Raw genomic sequence first — 25438 nt, forward strand, 5'->3', positions numbered from 1 at the left:
CTACAAATATTTGGGCACCACACAGCGCTTATGCTCTATGTGATGTGCGAACTCGTCGCGGAAATGTTTGACAAAGCTGCGTACCGGCATGGCTGCTGCATCAGCGAGCGCGCAAATCGTACGCCCCATCATGTTATGTGCAACCGAGTCGAGCACTTCCATGTCTTCCGGGCGCCCTTCCCCGTTTTCAATACGCTCGACCATGCGATACAGCCAGCCCGTGCCTTCGCGGCAAGGTGTGCACTGACCGCAGCTTTCCTCGAAATAGAAATACGACAGTCGCATCAGCGACTTGACCATGCAGCGCGTGTCATCCATGACAATAACTGCGCCAGAACCAAGCATAGAACCAGCCTTGGCGATGGAATCGTAATCCATATTGGTTTGCATCATGATGTCAGCAGGCAACACGGGCGCACTTGAACCACCTGGAATTACCGCCTTTAGCGTGCGGCCTTCGCGCAGCCCACCAGCCAGTTCAAGCAATTTGCTGAACGGTGTGCCCAGCGGCACTTCATAGTTGCCAGGCAGACGCACATCGCCAGACACGGAAAAGAGCTTGGTGCCGCCGGCATTGGCGACGCCGATATCGAGATATTCTTTTGCACTGTTACGGAAAATCCAGGGCACAGCCGCGAATGTTTCGGTGTTATTAACAGTGGTTGGCTTGCCATACAGGCCGAAACTGGCCGGGAAAGGCGGCTTGAAGCGCGGCTGGCCTTTCTTGCCTTCGAGCGACTCAAGCAATGCGGTTTCTTCGCCGCATATGTAGGCGCCGAAACCATGAAAGCCGTACAGCTGAAAGTTGAAACCCGAGCCTAAAATATTGTCGCCCAGAAAGCCCGCCTCACGCGCCTGCTCAAGCGCCTCTTCAAAGCGCTCGTAAACCTCAAAGACTTCACCGTGGATATAGTTGTATCCCACCGTAATGCCCATGGCATACGCGGCAATAATCATACCCTCTATGACAATATGCGGATTGAAACGCAGAATATCTCGGTCTTTGAATGTACCGGGCTCACCTTCGTCAGAGTTGCATACCAGGTATTTTTGCCCTGGCAGCGTACGCGGCATAAAGCTCCATTTAAGCCCCGTCGGAAAGCCTGCACCACCACGTCCGCGCAGGCTTGATGCCTTGACTTCAGCGATCACGTCTTCCGGCGTCATGCCGGTGGTCAGAATTTTGCGCAAGGCTTCATAGCCGCCGCGCTTGACGTAGGCTTCAAGCCCCCAGTTGCTGCCGTCAAGCCCCTGGACAATCTGCGGGTTGATATGGCGATCATGGAAAATCATGCTGGTGGACAAATCACCAGTAGGGTTGGGTTCCAGCCCCTGCGAAAACCGTTGCAACAGATCTGCCACGCTCATGCCGATTCTCCGTGACGTTTGATTTCTTCGATCATGGCGTCGATTTTATCCTCTGACATGCGTACACACATGTGCTTGCTGTTTACGAGCAAAACGGGAGAATCACCACAGGCACCCATGCACTCACCTTCTGCCAGCGTAAACAGGCCGTCAGGAGTGGTTTCATGGAAATCGATACCCAGTTTCTGCTTGAGATAATCAGCAGTTTTGACGCCGTCGCGCAAGGCACAGGGCAAGTTAGTACACACCGTAAGCGTAAAACGCCCAACCGGATGCGTCTGGAACATATTGTAGAAAGAAGCCACCTCTTGCACCGCAATCGGCGGCATACCAATATAGGCGGCGACATCTCTGATAACTTCAGTGGATATCCAGCCTTTTTCGTCTTGAGCGACAGTTAGCGCAGCGATAACGGCGGATTGCTTTTGATCGTCAGGAAATTTAGCGATTTCCTTGTCGATTTTTTTGTAAGCTTGTTCGGACAGCAGCATAGTTTGGTTCCGGTGTTTACCTTGGCACAGGCCGATTAACGGTCGATCTCGCCAAACACAATATCTTGGGTCCCGATAATTGTGACGCAGTCGGCGATCATGTGACCGCGTGACATTTCGTCCAGGGTCGACAGATGGGCAAAACCTGGCGCACGTATTTTGACGCGGTAAGGCTTGTTGGCGCCATCAGACACCATATAGATGCCGAACTCGCCCTTGGGATGTTCAATGCTGGCATAGGCCTCACCAACCGGCACATGCATGCCCTCAGTGAACAGCTTGAAGTGGTGGATAAGATCTTCCATGCCTGTCTTCATGCGCTCGCGCGACGGAGGCGCGACCTTATGATTGTCAGTGATAACCGGGCCTGGATTGTTGCGCAGCCACTCTACACACTGGCGAATAATGCGATTGCTCTCGCGCATTTCGGCAATACGCACCAGGTAGCGATCATAGCAATCACCGTTTTTTCCGACGGGAATGTCAAAATCAAGACGGTCGTACACCTCGTAAGGCTGATTGCGACGTAAGTCCCACTCGACGCCAGAACCACGCAGCATGGCACCCGTAAAGCCCAGTGCCTTGGCACGGTCGGCAGTGACGATGCCTACATCTACCAGACGTTGCTTCCAGATGCGGTTGTCGGTAAGCAGAGTTTCGTATTCATCAACGCATGTAGGGAAACGGTTGGTGAAGTCTTCGATGAAATCAAGCAGCGAACCCGAGCGCGCTTCGTTCATGGCCTTGAGCTCTTTTTCGCCACGATACTTGCTGCTCTGCCCGTACTGCGGCATGGTGCCCGGCAGGTCGCGGTACACGCCACCCGGGCGGTAGTACGCCGCATGCAGGCGAGCACCCGACACGGCTTCGTAGCAATCCATGAGATCTTCGCGCTCGCGGAAGGCGTACAAAAACACCGCCATGGCACCCACGTCAAGTGCGTGCGACCCAATGGACATAAGGTGGTTAAGCAGGCGAGTGATCTCGTCAAACATGACGCGAATGTACTGGGCACGCAACGGCACCTCGATGCCAGTCAGCTTTTCGATTGCCATCACATAGGCGTGCTCGTTGCACATCATGGAGACATAATCGAGGCGGTCCATATAGGGCAGCGCCTGCAGAAATGTGCGGTGCTCGGCCAGCTTTTCGGTGGCACGATGCAACAGCCCGATGTGCGGGTCGGCACGCTGGATGACTTCGCCGTCAAGCTCAAGCACCAGACGCAGCACGCCGTGCGCGGCCGGATGCTGGGGCCCGAAGTTAAGGGTGTAGTTTTTTATTTCAGCCATTTATCGCTCTACTCCGTAGCCTTCTTCGCGCACCACACGAGGGGTCACCTCGCGTGGCTCGATCGAAACGGGCTGATAGATAACCCGCTGCTGCTCTGTGTCATAACGCATTTCGACATAGCCCGAGATGGGGAAGTCTTTGCGGAAGGGGTGCCCGATAAAGCCATAGTCGGTGAGTATGCGCCGCAGGTCAGGGTGGCCTTCAAAAACAATACCATACAGGTCAAACGCTTCGCGCTCATACCAGTTTACGGACGGCCACACATCGACCAGCGAGGGCAGCACAGGGAAGTCATCACCAGGAACAAAGGTACGCACCCTGATCCGCACGTTGTGCTTGAGCGACAGCAAATGCAACACGACCGCAAACCGGGCCGGAAAAAGGCCGGGCTCTACCGTGTTGGTGGGAGCACCCCACGCGGAGTAATCCATGCCGCAAAGATCAATACAGGTTTCAAAGTGCAATGCCTCGTTGTCACGCAGCGCAGCGCACACATCAAGCCAGTCTTTGGTGGAAACTTCAATAGTGATTTCGCCAAGCGCGACTTTTAGCGAAACAGTATCGCCAAACGTTGCCTGAAGCGTTGTATGTAGCTTTTCGAGCCGAGTCATTTATACACCTAGCGCGCAATCGTGTTGGTGAGACGGATTTTGTTCTGCATTTGCAGCAACCCATAGACCAGCGCCTCAGCGGTAGGCGGGCAACCGGGCACGTAGACATCAACAGGCACAATGCGATCACACCCGCGCACTACAGAGTAGGAGTAGTGGTAATACCCGCCGCCGTTTGCACAGGAACCCATGGAAACCACCCAGCGGGGCTCAGCCATTTGGTCATAGACCTTACGCAGCGCAGGCGCCATCTTGTTGCACAGCGTACCCGCGACGATCATGAGATCAGACTGACGGGGGCTGGGACGAAAGATAATGCCAAACTGGTCGAGATCGTACCGGGCCGCGCCCGCGTGCATCATCTCAACCGCGCAACAGGCCAGACCGAAGGTCATGGGCCAAAGCGAGCCCGTCTTGGCCCAGTTCAGAAACTTGTCTGCGCTGGTGGTTATAAAACCTTCTTTCATAATGCCGTCGATAGCCATAATTTTGCCTATTTAATGCCTGTGCCAGGCGTAATGCCGACGAAACGGAGAGCAGAACAATCAAGCAACACGCCGCCTCACATGGCGTTGGACAGATACACTGACCACCCTTGTTGTGCCTGGGGGCCCTGCCGCCGCAACCCGCAAGACCGCGCTCTGTGCGCCGTCCAGCCGAGTGTTATTCCCAGTCTAGTGCGCCCTTCTTCCATTCGTAAATAAAACCGACGGTAAGAATGGACAGAAATATCAGAATCGTCCAGAGACCAACCATACCGATGGCGCCATTGGCAACGGCCCACGGAAACAGAAAGGCGATTTCAAGATCGAACATGATGAACAGAATGGCTACCAGATAGTAGCGGATGTCGAACTTCATGCGTGAGTCGCCGAAAGCCTCGAAACCACACTCATACTGGGAGAGCTTTTCATCGTAGGGCCGATGCGGCCCAAGTAGCCTGCCAGCACCCAAGAGGGCAAAGCCCAGAACGGTGGCAATGACTATAAAAAGCAGAACAGGAAAATACTCTTGCAGATTCATGCAAAGCATCCAATCACGGTGAATAAACTTCCTGATTGTAGCATTTTGAGAGCATCTTTCTAGTGAAAAACCCTTAAGCCCCTCAAGGGTCCAAGATTTTTACGGAAGATCATAAAATTTGCCCGATAAGGCCTGACGATACAACACCGTACTGAGCGGTGTCAGACTCTTTTGTTTTCAGGCAGTTGGCATAAAGCACCGATACGCCTCGCTTCCCTGATACCCTGGGTGTGGATAAAAGCCTGCGTGCGTACATTGACCGTTCCGCACCCGCTCTCCTCTCGGGCACTGCTGCTCTCTCGAGCACTGCACCTTTCCGAGTGAGGCTTGAACCACTCCACGTGTTAGCCCCCCCCGAAAAACGCCAGTACGCGCCCTCCGCTGGCCAGCCTTTGTGCCAATAAAAAGCCAGCGTCAAATAAAGACGCTTTCAATGCACCGGGCATCCAACAGGCTTAGTGACCAGTTATGCAGTTGATCAGCGCTGGCGCGCGAAAGCTGCGCTTGGTAATACGAAGACAGGGGCCCAAACTTGTGCTCGAGCTGACGCGCCAAAAGTTGTGCCTGGCCTTTTTGCTCGCCGTCGTACCGCGCCTGGTCCAGCATATCTTCGGCATCAACCAGGGCCTGCTCCCGGCGCTCGGCCATCAAGCGCAACTCTTCATTGGAATACAACGTTTGCAGATGAGTCAGAGCTTCTTGTACAGGTGGGTGGGTGATTGCATTCATGGCGCCCTCATCCAGGTTGTTCAATAGGCATGCAGTCCAGGCCAACAGCGGCTCAGGCAATTCACGCAGCGCTTCGGCTTTGTGAAGTTCAATTATATGCACTTGCAGCACCTGATCCAACTGTATTTGCGGGTATTGGCTGTCTCGCAGCGTGAAGTGCCAGTTAGCCTTGGCGGGGTATTGGGTAAACAGGTCATGCGCCAGTAGGCTAATCCCGATCGCCGGCTTAAGGTCTCGATAGCCCTGTCCGGCCTTTAATTGCCCAGCCAAGCTGCGCGCCACACCATAGACGTTACGCTGCGGCCAGTGCCGAAAGGGCTGTAGTTGCATCTCTATGCCCAGGCGCTGACCATCGACATCCTCAGCGAGGATGTCCAGCACGATGTGCTTGCCCTCCAGGTCTTGCGGCAAAATCGTCGGGTTCAAGATGCGCTGCACCGTTATCGGTGCCGCAGGGTGGCGTACCGCATTAATCAGATCAGACAAGAGGTGCGGGTGGCGGCTGACCAAGGCCTTGAAGACCACGTCATTGCACAGCGAGAGACCATGTACGTGAAGCCCCCGCGCTTGCGTGTGCGCCTTGAAACGAGACTGCTGCACACCGCTATGCGCCAGCCCGGAAGCCGCCCGCTCCGTTGACGTAGGATTAGATGATGCCATCGATTGCGTAGGACTGACTACCGCCGCCGATAACGCCGGGTTGGGCGCCACCCTCTCTGCAGGGGAGCCTGACGATGAGAAGGGGTTAAACAATGACATGCCTGAGTGCCCTTAAACAGTTTGCAAGCCAGCAATCTACAACTCTCAAAAGTGGAAGAAAATTGGGCAAACTTATCAACGCGAGACACCGTTAGCCTTTCAGGATCAAGGCGAAACATCCCCAGGCAAGAACGCATGCTGCGCACCACAGCAAAAAGCCATCCCGAAGGATGGCTTTTCTTTAGCTTGCACAGGCTTACGCCTGCCAGTTTCTGCGTGGCCCGGAGACCGGGCCACTCGGTTGCATAGACGAGCTATGCGTACCGATTAGAACTGGTGACGCATGCCCACGCCGACCAGTGTGGACTTCACACCGTCGATCATAGCAGCGTTTTTGGCGTACGAACCGATGGCGTACACGTTGGTGCGCTTGGACAGGTTGTATGTGTAGCCAATGCTGTAAACCTGTTGCTTATCCAGATCCACGCCTGTAGGCTCGGATGTAGGATCAGCCATCTGCCAGGAAGCCATGATCTTGCCATTGCCCAGAGGTGCGGAAACACCGGCAATGTAAGAGTTGAACTTCAGGCCGTCAACGTAGGTGTTGCCACCCAGGGAGACTACGCCATCAAGTGGCATGCCTTGGCCAGCGAAAACGCCGTCTTTGGTCTGGCCAAAGCCCAGGTGCAGTTTGACGACTTCGAAGTCATAAGAACCACCCAGCGAGTATGCCTGGAATGTTTCTTTGCCGCCGCTGAAACCGTCTTTAGTGTGAACGCGGTCATAGGTTGCGACCAGGCCGATAGGGCCGTTGGCGTAACGAAGACCAGTTGTGATGGCGGTTTGGTTGGTGTTCGAGTCAGCAACGTTGTATGTTTGTGCGCCGTTGGTGTTGAACGAGTAACCCAAACCAAACTGGAAGCCAGAGAAGTTAGGGGTTTGGTACATGATCATGTTGTCGAAACGAACCGTGTTAGCGGCTGTAAACGACGTACCACCGTTGGCCTGGCCGAAGCTGGCGCCGAACGGATCAGCAATACCGGGGAAGTACTTGGAAGCAACGTTTGTTTGACGACCGACGTCGAGTTGACCCCAAGCATCGCTAGCCAGACCCAGAGTGGCTTGACGACCAAACAGACGACCGCCTTGGCCTTGGTTGCCATCACGCAGGCCGAAACCGCTTTCCAACTGGAACACAGCGCGCAGGCCGTTACCCAGATCTTCAGTACCTTTCATGCCCCAGCGGTTGCCGGACTGAACGCCATCGACCAGGCCAAATTTAGTGGCCTTAGTGACGTTGGTTTGACCGCGATAGGTGACGTCAGGCAGGTTCTTAACTTGCTGGTAGCCAATACCACCGTCAAGAATACCGTAAAGGGTAACCGATGTTTCTGCCTGGGCAACGCCAGCGAAGCCGACAATTAGAGCAGCAGCGAGCAGAGTCTTTTTCATGTAAGAAATCTCCGTAGATTTGAGTAAACAGAGCAGCGACTACTTTAACCGTGGTGCTGCTGCCCTTTCCAACTCCGCGATGGGAAGTTGGTGCTATTGCATCAAAATTCCGGCCTCATGGCTATTGCCGTGATGGTAAAAGCCCTGTTTTTCCACTTTTGCGTTGGTTGAAAACAACAAACGGCCATTTTTGAGACTAAACAGTACGTATTAACCCGTACTTTGGCGTGGCGGAAACCCAACACTTTTTTTATCGCAACTTCTTTAAATAAATTTTAGATAACTCGTGCAGTTGATTGTTTTTATTGAAAGTTTGCTAAGTATAGGCGAAATCGATTTTCCGCCTTCTTTTCAAGGATTTACGTTCGCCGAGAGGTTGAGGGCTAAATGACCGGGAGACGCCCGAACCCTTCCGTCCTAAACGCGCGACGGACGACGTGCGTTAAATGACTGACCGCTCGTGTGAATTTTCGGACATGTCTTCGGATCTTTAGAATAGCTTAATCCGCGTCCTTGCCCTGTGTTGCCCGCCGGATCGCCCTATCCCTATCCCTATCCCTATCCCTATCCCTATCCCTATCCCTATCCCTATCCCTATCCCTATCCCTATCCCTATCCCTATCCCTATCCCTATCCCTATTCCTGTCTCTGTCTCCGTCTCTGCCCCTGTCGCCGTGTCACCCGGATCTTTATGTCGAATTCGGGTAATTGCTAGTTTCATGTTGTACGATAACCGATGACAATGAACACATCGGTACTACAACAAGCCCCGCTACTAGATTGGAGGACGTGTGGAGACACAGCACACTTTTGAGAGACTATTGATAACAGGCGCTGCCGGCGGCCTAGGGCGCGTATTGCGCACGAGGTTGAAACCATTTTCCCGCACCCTGCGCTTATCTGACATTACGCCGGTAGACGCTGGCACGAACGAAGAAGCGATAGTTTGTGACCTTGCGGACAAAAACGCAGTTGCTGCACTTGTGCAAGGGTGCGATGCCATCGTTCACCTGGGCGGTGTTTCTGTGGAACGCCCCTTCGAGGAGATACTTGAAGCCAATATTAAAGGTGTCTTTCACATCTATGAAGCGGCGCGCAGAAACAATGTAAAACGCATTATTTTCGCGAGTTCTAACCACGCCATCGGGTTCTACAAACAAAGCGAGCAGATAGACGCACTGGTTCCCCGGCGCCCTGACGGCTATTACGGCCTGTCCAAGGCCTATGGCGAGGAAATGGCCAGCTTTTATTTTGACCGCTACGGTATCGAAACGGTCAGCATAAGAATCGGCTCTTGCTTTCCCACCGTCAAAGATCGTCGCATGATGCACACATGGATTAGCGAACGCGATCTCACTGAACTGATCCGATGCGGCCTGTTCACGCCTGAGGTAGGCCACACCATTGTGTATGGCGTTTCCAATAATAAGAACATTTGGTGGGACAACCACTGCGCCGCCAAATTAGGTTTCGTCGCGCAGGACAGTTCCGAAATTTTCCGCGATGACGTTGAACGTCAACCCATGCCTGCAGCCTCAGACCCGGTGTCCGTGTATCAGGGCGGCGTGTTCACTGCGGCAGGCCCGTTCGAAGGTGAGTAAGCGTGAACTATCACTTTGATTTCGCCGGTCTGCTGCCCTATTGGAAAACGTTTCTGCAGGGCGCATTGCTCACGATGGAGCTGACCCTGGCGTCCACTGTCTTTGGCTTGACGATAGGCGTGCTCTGCGCGATAGGACGCCGCAGTAGCTACGGCGCGATTTCGACGCTATGCGGGATCTACGTTGAGGCAGTTCGCAACACACCCTTCCTCGTTCAGATCTTCATCTTTTATTTTGGCTTGTCCAGTATAGGCCTGCAGATGCCGGCCGCAGTGGCAGCAGTAATCGCCATGGTCATCAACGTAGGCGCGTACTCTTCGGAAATCATCCGTGCCGGTATGGACGCAATCCCGCCGGGCCAGATCGAAGCGGCAGAATGCCTTGGGCTTTCCAAAGCGCGTATCTACTGGCACGTCATCCTGCTGCCTGCATTCGAGAAGGTATATCCATCCATCACCAGCCAGTTCATTCTGATGATGCTTATGTCGTCGGTGACCTCGCAGATCTCGACGGAAGAGCTAACCGCAGTGGCCAACAACGTGCAATCCATCACATTTCTGTCGCTGGAGTCTTACATCGTCGTCGCCATTCTGTACCTGATATTGGCCGTACTGCTTCGCCTGCTGTTTCTAATCGGTGAGGTGTGGCTGTTCAGGCGCAAGCGGGTTATCGCGCTGGCCAAGCGCCGGCTGATGGCTCCGCAGTTGCCCGTTACCACTTTACGGACCTGAGGCCCGCCATGGATTCTTTTACGCTCATTCAATTTGAATACCTGCTCAAAGGCATGGCCTGGACGCTTTTACTTTCTGCAATTTCATTCGTGCTCGGCAGCCTGGGTGGCTTTGGCGTCATGCTGGCGCGCGTATCCCGGTTCAAGGCCGTCCGCATTCTGACCTCACTCTTGATCCAGATCGTGCAAGGCATACCGTTGCTGGTATTACTGTTTATCGTTTATTTCGGCGTCGGAGTAATAGGGCTAAACATGCCGCCGCTGGCAGCAGCCAGTATTGCGCTCATGATTTATGTCAGCGCATTTTTAGGCGAAATCTGGCGCGGCAGTGTCCAGTCTATTGAGCAGACCCAATGGGAAGCCTCGGAGTGTCTGGGACTGTCCCGCTGGCAGTCACTTCGTCTGGTGATTATTCCTCAGGCCATCAAGTTGTCCCTTCCTGCCACCGTTGGCTTTCTGGTGCAGGTTATCAAGTCGACCTCGCTTGCTTCCGTCGTCGGTTTCGTAGAACTGACCCGCGCCGGGCAGATTATCAACAATTCGCTCTTTCAGCCCTTCCTCGTATTCGCAATCGTAGGTGTGCTGTATTTCGCCCTTTGCTACCCACTATCCCTGTGGAGCAGAAAAATGGAAAGGAAACTCAATGTCGGCAATCGTTAGCGTTCAAAACATCCACAAGCGATTTGGTGAGAACGAGGTTCTCAAGGGCGTGTCGTTCGATATCCAGAAAGGCGAAGTGGTCGCCATTATTGGCCAGAGCGGATCGGGCAAAAGCACAGCCCTGCGCTGCATGAACCATCTCGAAACCATTAACAACGGTTCCATCACCGTATGTGGTCATGAGATCGGCTCTGAGGACATAGACCTTCGCAAGTTGCGGCAAGACGTAGGCATCGTGTTTCAAAGCTACAACCTGTTCCCGCACCTGACCGTCAAACAAAACATCATGCTTGCTCCCCGGCACGTGAAGAAGCTGTCACGGGAACTCTGCGCGCAAAAGGCCGAAGCCGTTCTGCACACGGTAGGGTTGACGGCCAAGACCGACTGCTATCCTGAGCAACTGTCGGGTGGCCAGCAACAACGCGTCGCCATCGCCCGATCCCTGGCCATGGAGCCCCAGGTCATGCTGTTCGACGAAGTTACGTCCGCACTTGACCCCCAACTTACGGGCGAAGTGCTCAAGGTTATAGAAGATCTGGCCAAAGGTGGCATGACCATGGTTCTGGTCACGCATGAAATGGCCTTTGCGCGACGTGTTGCAGACAAAGTCATCTATATGTACCAGGGCCTGGTATGGGAAACAGGCGGCCCCGAAATGCTGGATAACCCCACCACGCAAGAATTACGCGATTTCGTTGGCACCGGCCTTTAGACCGACGCCATATTTCAAGCAAGCGCAACACTTCCCCCCCCCCCAACACTACACAAGCACATACAAAGAGGCGACATATGCAGATATCCAAACTCGTTCGCAACCTGGGCCTTTGCGCCGGACTCGTGGCCCTTTGTGGCGCCGCACAGGCCGACTCGCTGGACAAAATCAAAGAAGCAGGCACGATCCGCGTTGCCGTTGCCATGGGCGTTCCCATGTTCAGCTATGCAAACGCCAAGATGGAACCTGAAGGCTCGGACATTGCCACGGCCCAACAGCTGGCCAAGGATCTTGGCGTCAAGCTGGAACTCGTCCAGATCACCAATGCGGCACGCGTTCCCACCATTCAGACCGGCAAGGCTGACATCGCGATCGCCAATCTTTCCATTACGCCTGAGCGCGCCAAGGTCATCGATTTTTCAATTCCCTATGCGTCGCTGCAAACCATTGTTGCTGCTCCTAAAGACCTGAAAATCAAGGACTATGCAGACTTGAAGGGCGTTACCATTGGTGTGACGCGCGCTACAGTAAACGACGCTGACATTTCCAAGAATGCCAGCGACGCCAATATCAGACGCTACGAAGATGACGCCACACTGGTAACGGCTGCCGTTACGGGCCAAGTGCAAGCCATCTCTTCTCAGTGGCCCAATGTGGCCGAAGCAAACAAAAAACTCAAGGCAAAGCCTTACGAAACCAAGTTTGTACAGCATGAATTCATGCTGGGCATTGCCCTGCCGCAAAATAATCCTGAGCTCAAGGCCTGGCTCAACCAATGGATCAAGACCAATCTGGAAAACGGCAACTTGAACACGATTTACAAGCAGTATCACGGCAATGACCTGTCGCCAGCAGTGATCAAGGGGCAGTAAACCCTTAATGCTGATGCGATAATTCCCCTTTCACATTATTAGTTTTGGTACTACAAGCCATGATTCTCCCGCCCAGCACACCCTCCGCCCCTCCCCGCCGACGCAGGTCTCGCAGCCTGACTCAGGAGGTTGTTGATGGTGTGCTGGCGCAGATCAAGGCAGGCGAACTCAAAGCAGGGGACCGCCTACCAACTGAATCTGAGCTAATGCACTTGCTGGGTGTGAGCCGGACGGTGGTACGTGAGGGGATATCTCGCCTGCAGGCGGCCGGGGTAGTAGAAACACGACATGGCATCGGTTCATTTGTGCTTGAACCCGATCTACGCGCCAATTTTCACATTGACCCCAACGATATTGTCACCATACATGATGTGCTCGATGTGCTTCAGTTGCGCCAGAGCATGGAGTCTGCAGCGGCAGGAATTGCTGCACTCAAGCGCACGCAGCACGACATCGATGCGTTAAACACGGTTTTGGAAGAATTCCAGCAACTGCTTGAAAGCAGCAAAGAAACCGTTGACGCTGATTTCCGTTTCCATCTGGCTATCGCCCAGGCGACGGGCAATCGGTATTTCGTCGAATTCATGTCTTATCTGGGGCAAATGGTCATCCCACGCACGCGTATCAATACCGCATCGCTGGGCAAGGAAACGCAGGCGCGCTACCTTCGGCGTGTTCACAATGAACATCAAGAAATCGCCAGCGCAATCATCGATCAAAACCCGCTCCTCGCCAGCCAAGCCATGGAGCGTCATTTGAGCAAAAGTGCCGAGCGGCTACGCGCCAGCCTGGAAACCAAGGAGACGGCCACCCAGGACGCCTGAGGCGGGCAGGTTGCCTACTGCGGAGGTCTACGCCGCTGCATACAAGGCATTGGGCACGCCTGTTTACTCATCGGCGGTTTTTAATTTCATTCCAGCAACGGCAATGCAGTTTTACCAGGCTGTGGCCGATGACGATATGCAGACGCAACACCGCCTGCTGCGCGATTTCTTCATGCCATATCTGGAGATCCGCGATCGCATGCCAGGCTATGCGGTCAGCATCGTTAAGGCTGGCGCCAAAATTGTCGGGCATGACGCCGGCCCGGTGCGCGCGCCATTGTCCGACCTAAAACCGAATGAAGTCGACGATCTGCAAGCGCTGATCGTCAAGCTGGGCACTCAATAGGCCTGCGTGGGCAGCATTCGACTGGGTGGACTCATAAGCCCACGCCTCAACATATGCGGGCTGCCAGCCTCAGCGGGCACCCGGCACTTGTTACCTGATACCTGGCACCTGATACCGGGCAGACGACACCGGGCACAAAGAGGCTGTTTCAAAACCCTTTGAAGCAGCCTGCTCTTACGCTTAACCGCGCCCCAGAAAAGGCATTTTGCTTGCCATAACTGTCATAAATTGCACGTTCACATCAAGCGGCAAACTGGCCATATGAACGACGGCATTGGCCACATGCGACACGTCCATGGTCGCCTCAGGACGCGTGCTGCCATCAGGCTGAAGGCGGCCTTTAGACGTGTTTTTGGTCAGTGGAGTTTCGGCGTTGCCAATGTCGATCTGCCCGCACGCAATGTCATAGGCCCGCCCATCGAGTGACACAGATTTGGTCAGCCCGGTAATGGCATGCTTGGTGGCCGTATAGGCTATCGACAGTGGCCGCGGGCTGTGGGCGGAGATAGACCCATTATTGATAATGCGCCCGCCACGTGGCTGCTGTTCTTTCATCAAGCGGAAAGCCTCGCGAGCGCAAAGAAATGTACCGGTCAGATTGATATCGACCGTACGCTTCCAGACCTGCACATCCAGTTCGTCCATGGTAACAGCGGGTGCCCCAACACCTGCATTATTAAACAGCAGATCAAGCCGGCCACATTCATTACGAATGCGTCCGAACAGCGCCTCTACAGACTCGGGTTCACTGACGTCAGCGGGCACGGCCAGCCCCTCCCCACCCTCAGCCACGCCTTGATCCAAGGTTTGCTGCAGAGGCTCTACCCTGCGGCCCGTGAGCACCACGAAAAATCCCGCCTTCATCAGCGCTAACGCCGAAGCACGGCCTATGCCCGACCCCGCACCAGTAACTAGTGCGATTTTTTTTTGAGTTTGTCCCACTCTATTCCTCCTTAGCTTGCACGGCACTCTGGCCGCTAATGTTCAATTTGACTGCGAAAAACTAAAAACTTACGCTGGACCGATTCTTGAAGCGTGTTGACTATACTTGGTCTGGACTGAGGCCCCCTCTACGTTTCTGTAGCACGCTGCCCTGCCGGAAGCCTTTTCACCAAGACAACCCCGTTCGGAGGCCAGGCCTTACGCCTCACGTACCTGCGGCAAGCCACTTTCGGGAAAGCCAAGCTTGCTGGCGGCTTGCTGAATCTGCCCCCAGGTGGCCACGTCAACAGGTATACCTTGATCAAGCCGGGCCTGCCGACACAGACGCTCAGGCTCGCCAGGTTCATATATGTGCTGGCCGGGCGCAGGCGGCGACTCCTTGACCCATTGCAAAAAGGCATCAGCCTGTTGCTGAGCGTCCGGCGCATCCATGGCTTCGGGCGCGATAATGACCGAAAACAGGCCGTTTATGATGGCACTGGTAGTGGGCCTGGTGTCGGCATGGGTGGTGTAGCCGCCCGTCAGTGCACCCGCAAAAATCTCACACATGACAGCCAACCCAAAACCCTTGTGCTGGCCAAACGGTAACAAGGCCCCAAATGGAGACTGCGTCAGCGTCGACGGGTCAGTGGTCGGCGCACCCGTGTGATCGATCAAACACCCTTCAGGCACCGATTGCCCCTTGTTGCGCGCAACCCTCACCTTGCCAACGGCAATGCTGCTGGTTGCAAAATCGAGCACCAGCGGCGGCTTACCGGGGCGCGGCCAAGCTGCGGAAAATGGATTTGTGCCAAAACGCCCGTCGGTACCCGACCAGGGCGCTACCTGCGTGTGCCCTGCCACGTTAACAAAATGAAAGGACGCCATGCCTTCGGCAGCACACTGCTCCGCCCAATGCCCCAACCGACCAAGATGATGTGTATTGCGCAAGGCAACCACACACACGCCTGAATCTTTAGCGCGCTCGATGCCAAGTTTCATGGCCTGCCATGCCGTGCTCTGGCCAAAGCCACGCAGGCCATCAAGCGTAAGTAGCGCGCCAGCGTCTTTCACCACACTGACCGTCTGATTCAGACGAAGGCCACCCTCGCTCAATGCCGCCACATAGCGGGGAATCATACCGATGCCATGTGAATCATGGCCTGTTAGATTCGACATGACGAGATGTTCGGCTACCAAAGCTGCTTCGTGCTCGGTACTTCCGGCGTGACGCCACAACGAAAACACAAAAGATTGCAAGGCATCAGCGTTAATCACAATATCGGGCATGGCATATCCGGGTTAGGTTAATGGGCATCACTATATTACGTTCTGTATAAACGTTCTCTATAAAGTCTCCTCATGTCATCAAAACACCGCCCTTACGAATCACTGCGCAGCGCCCGCTGGTTCGCCCCTGACGACCTCCGGTCATTCGGTCACCGCTCCCGCATCATGCAAATGGGTTATGCCCCTGAAGACTGGGAAGGCAGGCCGATTATCGCCATTCTCAACACCTGGTCTGACATCAACCCCTGCCATGCCCATTTCCGGCAGCGTGTTGAGGACGTTAAACGAGGGGTGTTGCAGCAGGGTGGGTTCCCGATTGAACTGCCTGCCATGTCGCTGTCAGAAAACTTCGTCAAACCCACCACCATGCTTTATCGAAACATGCTGGCCATGGAAACTGAAGAGCTGCTGCGCAGCCATCCGGTCGACGGCACGGTACTCATGGGAGGTTGCGACAAAACCACACCTGGCCTGCTGATGGGGGCTATCAGCGCGGGCCTGCCATGTATTTATATGCCGGCTGGGCCCATGCTGCGGGGCAACTGGAAAGGCAAAGTACTCGGGTCTGGGTCTGATGCCTGGAAGTACTGGGACGAACGACGCGCTGGCAATATCGACAAAACTGAATGGCTGGCGATCGAGGGCGGCATTGCCCGCAGTTATGGCACCTGCATGACCATGGGCACGGCCAGCACCATGACGGCCATTGCCGAAGCCATGGGCATGTGCCTGCCTGGCGCCTCCTCCATTCCGGCGGCTGATTCCGGCCATATCAGGATGGCAGCCCATTGCGGCAGACGCATTGTTGACATGGTCTGGGAAGACCTCACGCCTGCCAGGGTGTTGTCGGCGTCCAGTTTTCACAATGCCATCGCCGTGGCAATGGCCATGGGTTGCTCGACAAACGCTGTAATTCACCTGATCGCACTGGCACGACGTGCCGGTCACCCTGTAACACTGGCCGACTTCGATGCCGCCAGTCGCAATGTACCAGTCATCGCCAATGTGAGACCCAGCGGCGACAAATACCTTATGGAAGACTTTTACTACGCAGGCGGCATTGCTGGTTTGATGGCACGTATTGCCGGCTTTCTCGACCTTAACGCGCAAACCGTCAATGGCCATACATTGGGGCAAAACATAGAAGGCGCAGAAGTCTACAACGACGACGTCATCCGTCCACTCGACAACCCCATTTACGCTGAGGGTGCGCTGGCGCTACTCAAAGGCAATCTTGCTCCTTCCGGCTGCGTGATCAAGCCCAGCGCCTGTGCCCCCCAATATTTGCAGCACACTGGCCCGGCGCTGGTTTTTGATGACTACCCCAGCATGAAAGCGGCCATAGACGATGAAAACCTCGACGTCACGGCCGACCACATACTTATACTGAGAAATGCTGGCCCACAAGGCGGCCCGGGCATGCCTGAATGGGGCATGCTGCCTATCCCGACCAAACTGGTCAAGCAGGGGGTGCGTGACATGCTGCGCATCTCCGACGCGCGCATGAGCGGCACCAGCTACGGCGCCTGCATCTTGCATGTGGCGCCCGAAGCCTACGTGGGGGGCACGCTTGCGCTGGTGCAAAACGGCGATCTCATTACCGTGGATGTACCCGCCCGCAGCATCCATCTTGAGGTGAGCGACAGCGAGCTTGAACAACGACGCGCCGCATGGACGCCGCCCCCTGCGCATTACGCACGCGGTTACGGGTGGATGTTTTCAAAGCATATTCTGCAGGCCGACGAAGGCTGCGATTTTGATTTTCTCGAAACAGCGTTCGGCCCACCCTGTGCCGAACCGAGTATTTATTAAAAGGCGGCAGCCTAACCTCATCCACAAAGGAGCACCATGACACTGACCGACGACGTACGCCAAAAACTGTCCCGCGTGAGTACAGCAACGCTAGCCACAGCACTGTTCAAACGCGGGCTGCGCAACCAGTTTATCCAGGACGTACGCCCACTGAACACGAACTTGCCCAATATGGTCGGACCGGCCTATACCCTGCGTTATATTCCGGCACGCGAAGACCTGAATCCCCTTTCCGTGTTCCAGGACAGAAATCACCCGCAACGGGTTGCCGTAGATCAATGCCCAGATGGCGCTGTCATGGTGATCGACAGTCGCAAAGATGCAAGGGCAGCCTCGGCCGGGTCCATATTGCTCACCCGTCTATCGCAGCGTGGCGCTGCAGGCGTTGTAACCGACGGCGGTTTTCGCGACTCGCCCGAGATTGCACGCATGAACATGCCTGCCTATCATCACCGCCCGTCGGCACCCACCAACCTGACACTACATCAGGCTCTGGACATCAATGTGCCTATCGGGTGCGGCGATGTTGCCGTGTTCCCTGGCGACATTATGGTGGGTGATGCGGAAGGCGTCATCGTGATCCCGGCTCATATTGCGGCCGAGGTGGCAGACGAGGCCATTGAAATGACGTTGTATGAAGACTTTGTCACCGAAGAGGTCGAAAAAGGCAGGTCAATTATCGGCCTGTACCCGCTTACTGATGCGCAGGCCAAAACTGACTTCGATTCATGGAAGAAATCGCGAGGCAACTCCTGATCTTAGGGGTATACACCGTTGACGCAAGACGGAGCCTCGCCACATACTAGCCCCTTGCAAACGCCCACGCATGGTCAAGAGCTTTTATGCAATGTGGCACGTGTGCAGACCATCACACATGTGCAATGCGGGCCAGTAAAGCCCGGGCGCTGGAAAAATGCTGCCTACATACAAAGTCGTCAGCTTTTTTTACATACAACAGACTGTTGTCAGAACACGGCAACATCTTTATTGAAAATTTTCGAATTACATTTATTGCAGCAATCAAGGAGACAAAAACATGAAAGCTACACACACCATCCTGGCCGCCGCCGTCTTGGCCATATCGGCCACCAGCCTTGCCCAGGCACAACAGGTTCGCCTAATGACTGGACCTCAGGGAGGGTCTTGGTACCCGCTTGGAGGCGCTATCGCAAACATTGCCGGCAAGGAAGGCGTCAAAATGCAGGTCCTGCCCGGCGCAGGCATCGCCAACGTCAAGGCAATCCAGATAGGCAAGGCAGACATGGGGTTTGGAAACTCCATCTCCACCGTCGATGGCGTGGCTGGTCGTGCACCCTTTGAGAAAAAGACCGACAACGTCTGCAACGTGGCAACGCTTTATCCCCAGTATTTTCAGATTGTCGCCAATGCTGATTCAGGCATCACCTCGTTTGCCGACGCCAAGGGCAAATCAATCGCCATTCAGCCCAAAGGCAACACGGCTGAATTCATGACGGTACAAATGCTAGAGGTATACGGCATGACCTACAAAGACATGGACAAGGTTAGCCATGTGTCATACACCGATGCCGTTTCCATGCTCAAAGACAACAACGCCCAGCTTTTCACTCTTGGAACTACCATTCCTGCCTCGTCCATCATGGATCTGGCCTCTGCACGCGACATCACACTAATCTCAGTGCCTGACGACAAGTACAAGGCCATGCATGACCTGAACCCGGGCTACACCAAGCTGATCATCCCCGCAGGCACCTATCCAAAACAGGATAAAGACGTCCAGGCTGTCGCTTACGCTACCCACCTGATTGCACGCTGTGATCTGCCCGAAGATACGGTCTACAAGGTGCTCAAAGGCATGGTCGACAACCAGGCTGACCTTAACGCTATCGCCCAGGTCATGAAAAAAACCACGGTAAAAATGATGGCGGAAGATATCGGTGTGCCTCTGCATAAAGGCGCCGAGCGTTTCTACAAAGAACAGAAAGTTATGTAGTTTTGTATGTTTTTTTGCAGAGTTGGGGCATCCCCTCTTTGGCCACGGCCCGCCTGTTGCATGGCGGGCCGTGGCATGACTGATCCGCATATCTTCGCCAGGAATCTGCCATGATGGCCTTACCCACCACCGTCTCTAACCGGTTGATCGTGCTTATCGGCGCGGTGATGTCGGCTTTTCACCTTTATGTGGCGCTAGTCGGCCCACCCCAGGCCTATGTCATGCGAGGGGTTCACCTCGCCTTTGCGCTGGCACTGGCATTTTTGTTGCTGCCCGGTATTGGCAAGCGCGCGCCGCGTGTGAGCGTGATTGATCTAATTTTGATGTTGCTGGCGGTTGCTGGTGCGCTGTACCCATCGTTCAATCTTGAATACATGGTCACCCGCATGCCCTATGTGGATGACCCAAACATGTACGATTACCTGTTTGGCGGCCTGCTGATCGTTTTGCTGCTCGAAGCAACCAGGCGTGCGACGGGCTGGGCATTGCCCATTATCTCTGTACTGTTTCTGGCGTATGCCTTCACCATCGGCAACCAGTCTATCGGCGCGATAATGGACCAGACATACCTGACGACAGAAGGTATTTTCGGTATACCCCTGTACGTTTCGGCAACCTATGTCATGCTTTTTATTCTGTTTGGCGCCTTTGTAGAACGTAGTGGTGCCGGGCAGCTGTTTATGGACTTCGCTCTGGCGCTGGCCGGCCATACGGCGGGCGGCCCGGCCAAAGTCGCCGTACTAACCAGTGCGTTGTTTGGAACAGTGTCAGGTAGCGCTGTGGCCAACGTTATGACCACTGGCACGTTTACCATCCCACTCATGAAGCGGACAGGCTATAACGCCGGCTTCGCAGGCGCCGTCGAAGCGGTTGCATCAACCGGCGGGCAAATCATGCCCCCCATCATGGGCGCAGCGGCTTTTGTCATGGCCGAGTTTCTGGGGGTGTCTTACCTGACGGTGGCCGCTTTCGCCATTCTGCCGGCCATACTGTACTTTCTGGCTGTGTTCATGGCCGTACACTTTGAAGCCCGGCGGGTAGGCCTGGTAGGTTTACCCAAGGCCGATCTGCCCCGGCTCAAAGCCGTTCTTCTCGAGCGCGGGCATCTCTTTTTCCCGCTGTTTCTCATTGTGGCTGTACTGCTGGCAGGTTACAGCGCGGCCTTTGCTGCACTGTGCGGCATTGCGTCGGTAATCCCCACCACCTGGCTGCGCGCCAGCACCCGCAAGGTATTCACACCGTACGTCATCATAGAAACACTAGCAGACGGCGCCCGCAATACCGTCATTGTGGCTCTGGCCTGCGCCTGCGCAGGTATTGTGGTGGGTATCATTACGCTGACAGGCGCAGGGCTGGACTTCACCAGCCTCGTATTGGTGATGTCGGGCGACACATTGTTGATTGCACTCGTAATGACCATGCTGGCGGGCATTTTGCTTGGCATGGGGCTGCCGACCACGCCCGCGTATATCGTGCAGGTAGCACTGCTGGTGCCAGCACTTGTCAAACTTGGCGTGCAGGTTGAGGCGGCACATTTGTTCGTGCTGTATTTTGCGGTGCTGTCCGCCATCACGCCCCCTGTTGCCATGGCGGTGTATGCCGCCAATGGCATATCACGGGGAAGCCTCATGGACACAAGCTGGGCTGCCGTCAAATTAGGCCTCACCGGCTATGTCATCCCATTTATGTTTGTATTTGGGCCATCGCTCATGCTGATGGGTGAGCCACTGACCATAGTTCAGACAGCGATCACAGCAGCAATAGGCGTCATCTGCCTGGCAGGGTCACTACACGGGTACTTCTTTTTTGGCCCTGCCCGCTTCATAGAGCGCGTACTGCTGATGGCTGGCGCATTTAGCCTGATAAAACCCGGCCTGCTCACCGATGCGATCGGGCTTGGCCTGATCCTGCTGGCAATCGTCCTGCAATTGCTAACTCGGCGACGAGGGGCCCGGGCGATTACTCCGCCGGAGGTGTCTTAAATCATTGGCCAGAGCCTCTGGCGAGCGAGCAATAGCCCGCCGTCAGAGCTCAGCCCGCCATGTGGTGTTTTGCCGTTGCGGCCCAAAGGCAGCAACCATGCTCACCGGCATAAGCCACTAAGCCCCTGTTGGCTGTCTGCATGCAAACGTCAGCCGTTAAAGACAGAAGCATACAAACACCTTTAACGGGGAAGAGTCCGGCGTGATGAGCCATATGTAATGAGTGCCCATCCCCTCTTAATAAAGAAGAACCCCAAAGAGCTTATAAATGCAGAAGCAAAAAACCCGCTACAACAGAAGTTGTAACGGGTTTTTTGGTTTTGCTTTTGGGGCCTGGATACTACATAGACCCCTTTATATTCTGGTGCAGACGGCGAGAATCGAACTCGCACGGCTTTCGCCACTACCCCCTCAAGATAGCGTGTCTACCAATTCCACCACGTCTGCAAGAAAGAACGAGATTCTAGCACGAAATTTCTTTTAAATCTTGGCCCCTCAAATTTTTTTTGCCGAGGGACAACTACCAGCCAGTTACTTGTACGAATTAATTGCTTTGAGCAGGCGTTTTGTCAGCCTCGCCGGAGGCAGGTGCCTGCGCAGATGAAGACTGGGCTGAATGATCAGCGCCTTGGCTTGCCATCGCATCGCCGGCCTGTTTGACAGCAGTGTCGGCACTTGTCTTTGCTGCGTCGCCGACAGATGAACTGGTGGCTGATGGGCTGACAGTGGTGTCAGCAGACTCAGCCTGCTTGTCATTGGTTGGCGAAGACGTAGCTGCAGACTCAGCAGGAGACGCTGAGGCAGCTGGTGCAGAAGAAACTGATGCTTCTGCACTGGGCTGTGCCGGCTGGGGCGTTGTGCTGGCTGCTGGAGTTACAGGCACGCTTGCACCCTGATCGGCTGCCGCAGGTGCCGCTGGTACGCTAGCGCCTTGATTTGCTGCAGCAGGCGCTGCTGGCACGCTTGCGCCCTGACCCGTTGAAGGCACAACAGGTATGTCAGCCCCGGCAGAAGGAACTTGCGGTGTTTCAAAACCTTGCATGACACCACCCTCGACGGCAGAAGGCCGCGCAGCAGGGTGATGGGCATACCATGCCAAACCACCGGTCGAAACGAAGAAAATAATGGCCGCCCATTTGGTGACGCGCGACAGAAAGTTGGCTGCGCCACTGGCACCGAAAACGCTGCCGGCAGACCCGCCACCAAACGACGCCCCCATGTCGGCGCCCTTACCTTGTTGCAAGAGAACCAGAACGATAATACTTAGCGACGATATAACCTGAACCGCCAGAAGTGCGGATGACAACCAATGCATTTATGAGACTCCGGGGCCTTAGGCGGCCGCTATACGTAAAAATTCTTGTGCCTGCAATGATGCACCGCCCACCAGGGCGCCATCAATGTCGGGCATGGCAAACAGGCTTGCGGCGTTGACGGCCTTGACGCTACCGCCATACAGCACACGCACCTGAGGGACGCCCAGGCCCTGAAGCCTGGCACGGATGAAAGCATGCACGTCTTGCGCCTGCTCTGGCGACGCACTAAGACCTGTGCCAATAGCCCAAACAGGCTCATAGGCCAGCACCATGCGGGTAACTAGATCTGCACCAAGTGCAAGCACGGGCGCCAGCTGGCGCTCGATGACACTGGAGGTTTGCCCAGACTGCTGCTGCTCGTAGGTTTCGCCAATGCACACAACAGGAGTCAGCCCGGCGGCAAGTGCCGCAATGGCCTTTTCGGCAACGAGCTGATCGGATTCAGCATGCAGGCTGCGGCGCTCAGAATGCCCGACAAGCACCCAGCGAGAACCAAAGTCGGCAAGCATGGCAGCCGACACTTCACCCGTGTAGGCGCCCTGCTCATGCGTGCTGACGTCTTGCGCACCCCACGACACTGAACTGCCTTCAAGGCTGGCCTGCACCTGCCCCAGATACGGAAACGGCACACATACAGCCACCTCGCAATCTTGCACCGAAGCGGCATCAGCCTTGATGCCGTCGAGCAGGGTTGCATTGGCGGCCAGGGTGCCGTGCATTTTCCAGTTGCCTATAACAAGGCGCTTGCGAGTAAGAACTGTGTTCATTCGGGCAACAAATAAAAATTGGGTTAACCCGGCATTGTAGCGTGTTAGTGCCAGCTTCGCATAGCACCGGGCGTGGCGCCGCACGCAGCCAGGCCGCAAGGCCGTTGGCCGGGGCCATCTGCCTGCCTGACTGCAGCTGTGTGCGGCTTTGCTAGCCTGCTTAGGCCGTCTGCTTAGGCCGTCTGCTTAGGCCGTCTGCTTAGGCCGTCTGCTTAGGCCGTCTGCTTAGGCCGTCTGCTTGGCCCGTCTGGCGGGGCTGCCAGACGGGCCAAGTGGCAAACGTGATTACCAGATGGTCCTGTAGCTTGTCGCCTGACACTTGCCCGCCTGACAATCTGGCAGTTAGCACGTTGACTTCCACGCCGTCAGATTGTCAGGCCGGCAGGTGTTCAAGCAGTAAAGCAGTTAGACGGCTAGACGGCTAGACGGTCAGAATGATCTTACCGATCTGTTCACCTGCGTCCATCATGGCATGTGCGTCGCTGGCCTGGGCCAGTGGGAATGTTGCATGCACAATGGGCTTGATCTTGCCTGACTCCAGCAGCGGCCACACCCTTTGCTTGAGTGCATGCGCGATGTCTGCCTTAAACGCGACAGGACGTGGCCTTAGGGTCGAACCCGTCACGGTAAGGCGACGGCGCATGACCTGACTGCAGTCTATCGTGGCCTTGGCACCGCCGAGCAAGGCAATAATCACGATGCGCCCGTCATCTGCCAGGCAAGCAAGATCACGATTGATGTAATCGCCGGCCACCATATCCAGAATGACATCTACGCCCCGGCCGGCGGTCGCCTTTTTGATTTCTTCCACAAAATCGTGAGTTCGGTAGTTAATGCCCTGAATCGCACCGAGGTTCTCAATGGCAGTGACACGCTCGTCACTGCCTGCAGTGGCGTAGACTTTATGCCCCATGGCCGTAGCAAGCTGAATGGCAGTTGTACCTATACCGCTTGCACCGCCATGCACCAGCAAAATATCGTCGCCGCTCAGCTGGCCGCGATCAAACACATTGCTCCACACCGTGAAGTACGTTTCAGGTAGACCAGCGGCCTCAACATCTGACAGCCCGACCGGCACAGGCAGGCACTGCTCGGCGGGTGCAACGCAATACTCGGCATAACCACCACCCGCCAACAGTGCACACACCCTGTCGCCAACCTTCAGGCCAGTGGTCCCCACGTCACCACCTATGATCTCCCCTGCCACCTCAAGACCTGGCAGATCAGAAGCACCCGCCGGAGGTGGATAAGCGCCCTTGCGCTGGAAAACATCAGGCCGGTTGATACCTGCAGCGCTGACCTTGATCAACACCTCACCCGCTTTGGGCTCCGGCATGGGCCTATCGACCAGCTTCAATACTTCTGGACCACCCGGTGTAGATATCTCAACAGCTTTCATAACCACTCCCAAAAAGGCAAAAACTCAACGAAATAACACTTATTATCGCCCGACAACACAGATTTTTCTTTTAAGATCGGTATTGGGCCCCACAACCGGCGCGAGTTGCGCTAAACTCTCGACCTTCTGTTGGTCTGCAAGTTACGGGATAAAAACAGAAACTCATAGGCCTGCACTATACGGGCTCATGATCAGGAAGCGTGCCAGAGCGGTTGAATGGACTGGTCTTGAAAACCAGCGACGGGGCAACCCGTCCGTGAGTTCGAATCTCACCGCTTCCGCCACCTACCTTGCACCCATGGCGGAATTGGTAGACGCAAGGGACTTAAAATCCCTCGATCATTGATCGTGCCGGTTCGATTCCGGCTGGGTGCACCAAAAACCATCTAGGCTCCGCGGTGATCACGCCCGCACTAAACTACTCGGCTCTACCCAAAAAATTGAACTGCACCCCAAAAGTTGGACACCCATCCAACCTTCGGGGTGTTTTTTATGGCGCAATATGACGAGGAATTTAAGCAGGCAATAGTTGAGGAGTACTTGAAAGGAGTCTCAGGTTACAAGGTTC

22 protein-coding genes, 3 tRNA genes and 2 pseudogenes are annotated in these 25438 nt (G+C 55.1%); 13 read left to right on the forward strand and 14 right to left on the reverse strand.

Features of this window, described 5'->3' with window-relative positions; translation table 11 throughout:
* The 8 genes from nuoF to FQ179_RS22085 form a co-directional block, all read right to left on the reverse strand.
* Positions 1-1368 carry an NADH-quinone oxidoreductase subunit NuoF gene (gene nuoF, locus FQ179_RS22050; RefSeq protein ID WP_149399883.1) on the reverse strand — a complete coding sequence of 456 codons (1368 nt, stop codon included), beginning with the start codon at positions 1366-1368 and terminating at the stop codon, positions 1-3.
* Complete coding sequence (nuoE, locus tag FQ179_RS22055) at positions 1365-1859, reverse strand: NADH-quinone oxidoreductase subunit NuoE (RefSeq protein ID WP_149399885.1); 495 nt, start codon at positions 1857-1859, stop codon at positions 1365-1367. Before nuoE ends, nuoF begins: the two co-directional genes overlap by 4 nt.
* 35 nt (positions 1860-1894) lie before the next feature.
* Positions 1895-3151 carry an NADH-quinone oxidoreductase subunit D gene (locus tag FQ179_RS22060; protein WP_149399887.1) on the reverse strand — a complete coding sequence of 419 codons (1257 nt, stop codon included), beginning with the start codon at positions 3149-3151 and terminating at the stop codon, positions 1895-1897.
* A complete protein-coding gene (locus FQ179_RS22065) occupies positions 3152-3763 on the reverse strand; it encodes an NADH-quinone oxidoreductase subunit C (RefSeq protein ID WP_149399889.1) in 612 nt (203 codons plus the stop codon).
* A gap of 8 nt (positions 3764-3771) precedes the next feature.
* Positions 3772-4248, reverse strand: a complete 477-nt coding sequence (locus FQ179_RS22070) for an NADH-quinone oxidoreductase subunit B family protein (protein ID WP_130008530.1) — start codon at positions 4246-4248, stop codon at positions 3772-3774.
* A gap of 178 nt (positions 4249-4426) precedes the next feature.
* Complete coding sequence (locus FQ179_RS22075; RefSeq protein WP_149399890.1) at positions 4427-4786, reverse strand: NADH-quinone oxidoreductase subunit A; 360 nt, start codon at positions 4784-4786, stop codon at positions 4427-4429.
* Positions 4787-5200: 414 nt separating this feature from the next.
* Positions 5201-6274, reverse strand: coding sequence for an Rpn family recombination-promoting nuclease/putative transposase (locus tag FQ179_RS22080; protein ID WP_149399892.1), 1074 nt, complete (start codon positions 6272-6274; stop codon positions 5201-5203).
* A gap of 267 nt (positions 6275-6541) precedes the next feature.
* Positions 6542-7666, reverse strand: coding sequence for a porin (locus tag FQ179_RS22085; RefSeq protein ID WP_149399894.1), 1125 nt, complete (start codon positions 7664-7666; stop codon positions 6542-6544).
* A 791-nt stretch (positions 7667-8457) separates the two neighbouring features.
* On the opposite strand from FQ179_RS22085, the gene FQ179_RS22095 reads away from it, so the two are divergent.
* The 7 genes and pseudogenes from FQ179_RS22095 to FQ179_RS22125 all read left to right on the forward strand — a co-directional run.
* Positions 8458-9267: an NAD(P)-dependent oxidoreductase gene (locus FQ179_RS22095; RefSeq protein ID WP_255475106.1), complete on the forward strand. Its 810-nt coding sequence runs from the start codon at positions 8458-8460 to the stop codon at positions 9265-9267.
* Between the two features lie 2 nt (positions 9268-9269).
* The gene (locus FQ179_RS22100) at positions 9270-9998 is read left to right on the forward strand and encodes an amino acid ABC transporter permease (RefSeq protein ID WP_149399896.1); all 729 of its coding nucleotides are present in this window, start codon (positions 9270-9272) and stop codon (positions 9996-9998) included.
* Between the two features lie 8 nt (positions 9999-10006).
* Positions 10007-10657 (forward strand): amino acid ABC transporter permease, encoded by a 651-nt coding sequence (locus tag FQ179_RS22105; protein WP_149399898.1) that lies wholly within the window; start codon positions 10007-10009, stop codon positions 10655-10657.
* The gene (locus FQ179_RS22110) at positions 10641-11369 is read left to right on the forward strand and encodes an amino acid ABC transporter ATP-binding protein (RefSeq protein WP_149399900.1); all 729 of its coding nucleotides are present in this window, start codon (positions 10641-10643) and stop codon (positions 11367-11369) included. The genes FQ179_RS22105 and FQ179_RS22110 overlap by 17 nt, the downstream gene beginning before the upstream one ends.
* A gap of 77 nt (positions 11370-11446) precedes the next feature.
* A complete protein-coding gene (locus FQ179_RS22115; RefSeq protein WP_149399902.1) occupies positions 11447-12241 on the forward strand; it encodes a transporter substrate-binding domain-containing protein in 795 nt (264 codons plus the stop codon).
* A gap of 62 nt (positions 12242-12303) precedes the next feature.
* Positions 12304-13065: a FadR/GntR family transcriptional regulator gene (locus tag FQ179_RS22120; protein WP_149399958.1), complete on the forward strand. Its 762-nt coding sequence runs from the start codon at positions 12304-12306 to the stop codon at positions 13063-13065.
* 4 nt (positions 13066-13069) lie between these two features.
* Positions 13070-13411: pseudogene (locus tag FQ179_RS22125) on the forward strand (dihydrodipicolinate synthase family protein); the annotation flags it as partial.
* A gap of 180 nt (positions 13412-13591) precedes the next feature.
* Here FQ179_RS22125 and FQ179_RS22130 read toward each other — a convergent pair.
* Together FQ179_RS22130 and FQ179_RS22135 are read right to left on the reverse strand one after the other, a co-directional pair.
* On the reverse strand, positions 13592-14353 hold the full coding sequence (locus FQ179_RS22130) for an SDR family oxidoreductase (RefSeq protein WP_149399904.1): 762 nt from the start codon (positions 14351-14353) through the stop codon (positions 13592-13594).
* Positions 14354-14551: 198 nt separating this feature from the next.
* The gene (locus FQ179_RS22135; RefSeq protein ID WP_149399906.1) at positions 14552-15622 is read right to left on the reverse strand and encodes a malate/lactate/ureidoglycolate dehydrogenase; all 1071 of its coding nucleotides are present in this window, start codon (positions 15620-15622) and stop codon (positions 14552-14554) included.
* Positions 15623-15694: 72 nt separating this feature from the next.
* On the opposite strand from FQ179_RS22135, the gene araD reads away from it, so the two are divergent.
* The 4 genes from araD to FQ179_RS22155 all read left to right on the forward strand — a co-directional run bounded on the left by araD (position 15695) and on the right by FQ179_RS22155 (position 21388).
* Positions 15695-17434, forward strand: coding sequence for an L-arabinonate dehydratase (araD, locus tag FQ179_RS22140; protein ID WP_149399908.1), 1740 nt, complete (start codon positions 15695-15697; stop codon positions 17432-17434).
* A gap of 36 nt (positions 17435-17470) precedes the next feature.
* Positions 17471-18190: a ribonuclease activity regulator RraA gene (locus tag FQ179_RS22145; RefSeq protein ID WP_149399910.1), complete on the forward strand. Its 720-nt coding sequence runs from the start codon at positions 17471-17473 to the stop codon at positions 18188-18190.
* Between the two features lie 280 nt (positions 18191-18470).
* On the forward strand, positions 18471-19406 hold the full coding sequence (locus FQ179_RS22150; RefSeq protein ID WP_149399912.1) for a TAXI family TRAP transporter solute-binding subunit: 936 nt from the start codon (positions 18471-18473) through the stop codon (positions 19404-19406).
* A gap of 110 nt (positions 19407-19516) precedes the next feature.
* The gene (locus FQ179_RS22155; RefSeq protein WP_149399914.1) at positions 19517-21388 is read left to right on the forward strand and encodes a TRAP transporter permease; all 1872 of its coding nucleotides are present in this window, start codon (positions 19517-19519) and stop codon (positions 21386-21388) included.
* A gap of 362 nt (positions 21389-21750) precedes the next feature.
* Here FQ179_RS22155 and FQ179_RS22160 read toward each other — a convergent pair.
* The 4 genes and pseudogenes from FQ179_RS22160 to FQ179_RS22175 all read right to left on the reverse strand — a co-directional run bounded on the left by FQ179_RS22160 (position 21751) and on the right by FQ179_RS22175 (position 24870).
* A tRNA-Leu gene (locus tag FQ179_RS22160) sits at positions 21751-21835 on the reverse strand.
* Positions 21836-22226: 391 nt separating this feature from the next.
* Positions 22227-22703, reverse strand: a pseudogene (secG, locus tag FQ179_RS22840) (preprotein translocase subunit SecG); the annotation flags it as partial.
* Between the two features lie 18 nt (positions 22704-22721).
* The gene (gene tpiA, locus FQ179_RS22170) at positions 22722-23471 is read right to left on the reverse strand and encodes a triose-phosphate isomerase (RefSeq protein WP_149399918.1); all 750 of its coding nucleotides are present in this window, start codon (positions 23469-23471) and stop codon (positions 22722-22724) included.
* Positions 23472-23892: 421 nt separating this feature from the next.
* The gene (locus tag FQ179_RS22175) at positions 23893-24870 is read right to left on the reverse strand and encodes an NAD(P)H-quinone oxidoreductase (RefSeq protein WP_149399920.1); all 978 of its coding nucleotides are present in this window, start codon (positions 24868-24870) and stop codon (positions 23893-23895) included.
* Positions 24871-25064: 194 nt separating this feature from the next.
* On the opposite strand from FQ179_RS22175, the gene FQ179_RS22180 reads away from it, so the two are divergent.
* Positions 25065-25154: transfer RNA gene (locus FQ179_RS22180), tRNA-Ser, on the forward strand.
* 8 nt (positions 25155-25162) lie between these two features.
* A tRNA-Leu gene (locus FQ179_RS22185) sits at positions 25163-25248 on the forward strand.
* The last annotated feature ends 190 nt before the right edge of the window (positions 25249-25438 follow it).

Origin of the sequence: Pusillimonas sp. ANT_WB101 (assembly GCF_008369125.1) — a bacterium.
In the GTDB taxonomy this organism is placed as follows: domain Bacteria; phylum Pseudomonadota; class Gammaproteobacteria; order Burkholderiales; family Burkholderiaceae_B; genus Allopusillimonas.

What these genes read in the sequence shown, in the direction of transcription:
- FQ179_RS22075 (WP_149399890.1), bottom strand. Translation starts at nt 4,786, where the DNA reads ATGAATCTGCAAGAGTATTTTCCTGTTCTGCTTTTTATAGTCATTGCC.
- FQ179_RS22105 (WP_149399898.1), top strand. Translation starts at nt 10,007, where the DNA reads ATGGATTCTTTTACGCTCATTCAATTTGAATACCTGCTCAAAGGCATG.
- FQ179_RS22175 (WP_149399920.1), bottom strand. Translation starts at nt 24,870, where the DNA reads ATGAAAGCTGTTGAGATATCTACACCGGGTGGTCCAGAAGTATTGAAG.
- araD (WP_149399908.1), top strand. Translation starts at nt 15,695, where the DNA reads ATGTCATCAAAACACCGCCCTTACGAATCACTGCGCAGCGCCCGCTGG.
- nuoF (WP_149399883.1), bottom strand. Translation starts at nt 1,368, where the DNA reads ATGAGCGTGGCAGATCTGTTGCAACGGTTTTCGCAGGGGCTGGAACCC.
- tpiA (WP_149399918.1), bottom strand. Translation starts at nt 23,471, where the DNA reads ATGAACACAGTTCTTACTCGCAAGCGCCTTGTTATAGGCAACTGGAAA.
- FQ179_RS22150 (WP_149399912.1), top strand. Translation starts at nt 18,471, where the DNA reads ATGAAAGCTACACACACCATCCTGGCCGCCGCCGTCTTGGCCATATCG.
- FQ179_RS22115 (WP_149399902.1), top strand. Translation starts at nt 11,447, where the DNA reads ATGCAGATATCCAAACTCGTTCGCAACCTGGGCCTTTGCGCCGGACTC.
- nuoE (WP_149399885.1), bottom strand. Translation starts at nt 1,859, where the DNA reads ATGCTGCTGTCCGAACAAGCTTACAAAAAAATCGACAAGGAAATCGCT.
- FQ179_RS22155 (WP_149399914.1), top strand. Translation starts at nt 19,517, where the DNA reads ATGATGGCCTTACCCACCACCGTCTCTAACCGGTTGATCGTGCTTATC.
- FQ179_RS22110 (WP_149399900.1), top strand. Translation starts at nt 10,641, where the DNA reads ATGTCGGCAATCGTTAGCGTTCAAAACATCCACAAGCGATTTGGTGAG.
- FQ179_RS22080 (WP_149399892.1), bottom strand. Translation starts at nt 6,274, where the DNA reads ATGTCATTGTTTAACCCCTTCTCATCGTCAGGCTCCCCTGCAGAGAGG.
- FQ179_RS22070 (WP_130008530.1), bottom strand. Translation starts at nt 4,248, where the DNA reads ATGGCTATCGACGGCATTATGAAAGAAGGTTTTATAACCACCAGCGCA.
- FQ179_RS22145 (WP_149399910.1), top strand. Translation starts at nt 17,471, where the DNA reads ATGACACTGACCGACGACGTACGCCAAAAACTGTCCCGCGTGAGTACA.
- FQ179_RS22085 (WP_149399894.1), bottom strand. Translation starts at nt 7,666, where the DNA reads ATGAAAAAGACTCTGCTCGCTGCTGCTCTAATTGTCGGCTTCGCTGGC.
- FQ179_RS22060 (WP_149399887.1), bottom strand. Translation starts at nt 3,151, where the DNA reads ATGGCTGAAATAAAAAACTACACCCTTAACTTCGGGCCCCAGCATCCG.
- FQ179_RS22135 (WP_149399906.1), bottom strand. Translation starts at nt 15,622, where the DNA reads ATGCCCGATATTGTGATTAACGCTGATGCCTTGCAATCTTTTGTGTTT.
- FQ179_RS22065 (WP_149399889.1), bottom strand. Translation starts at nt 3,763, where the DNA reads ATGACTCGGCTCGAAAAGCTACATACAACGCTTCAGGCAACGTTTGGC.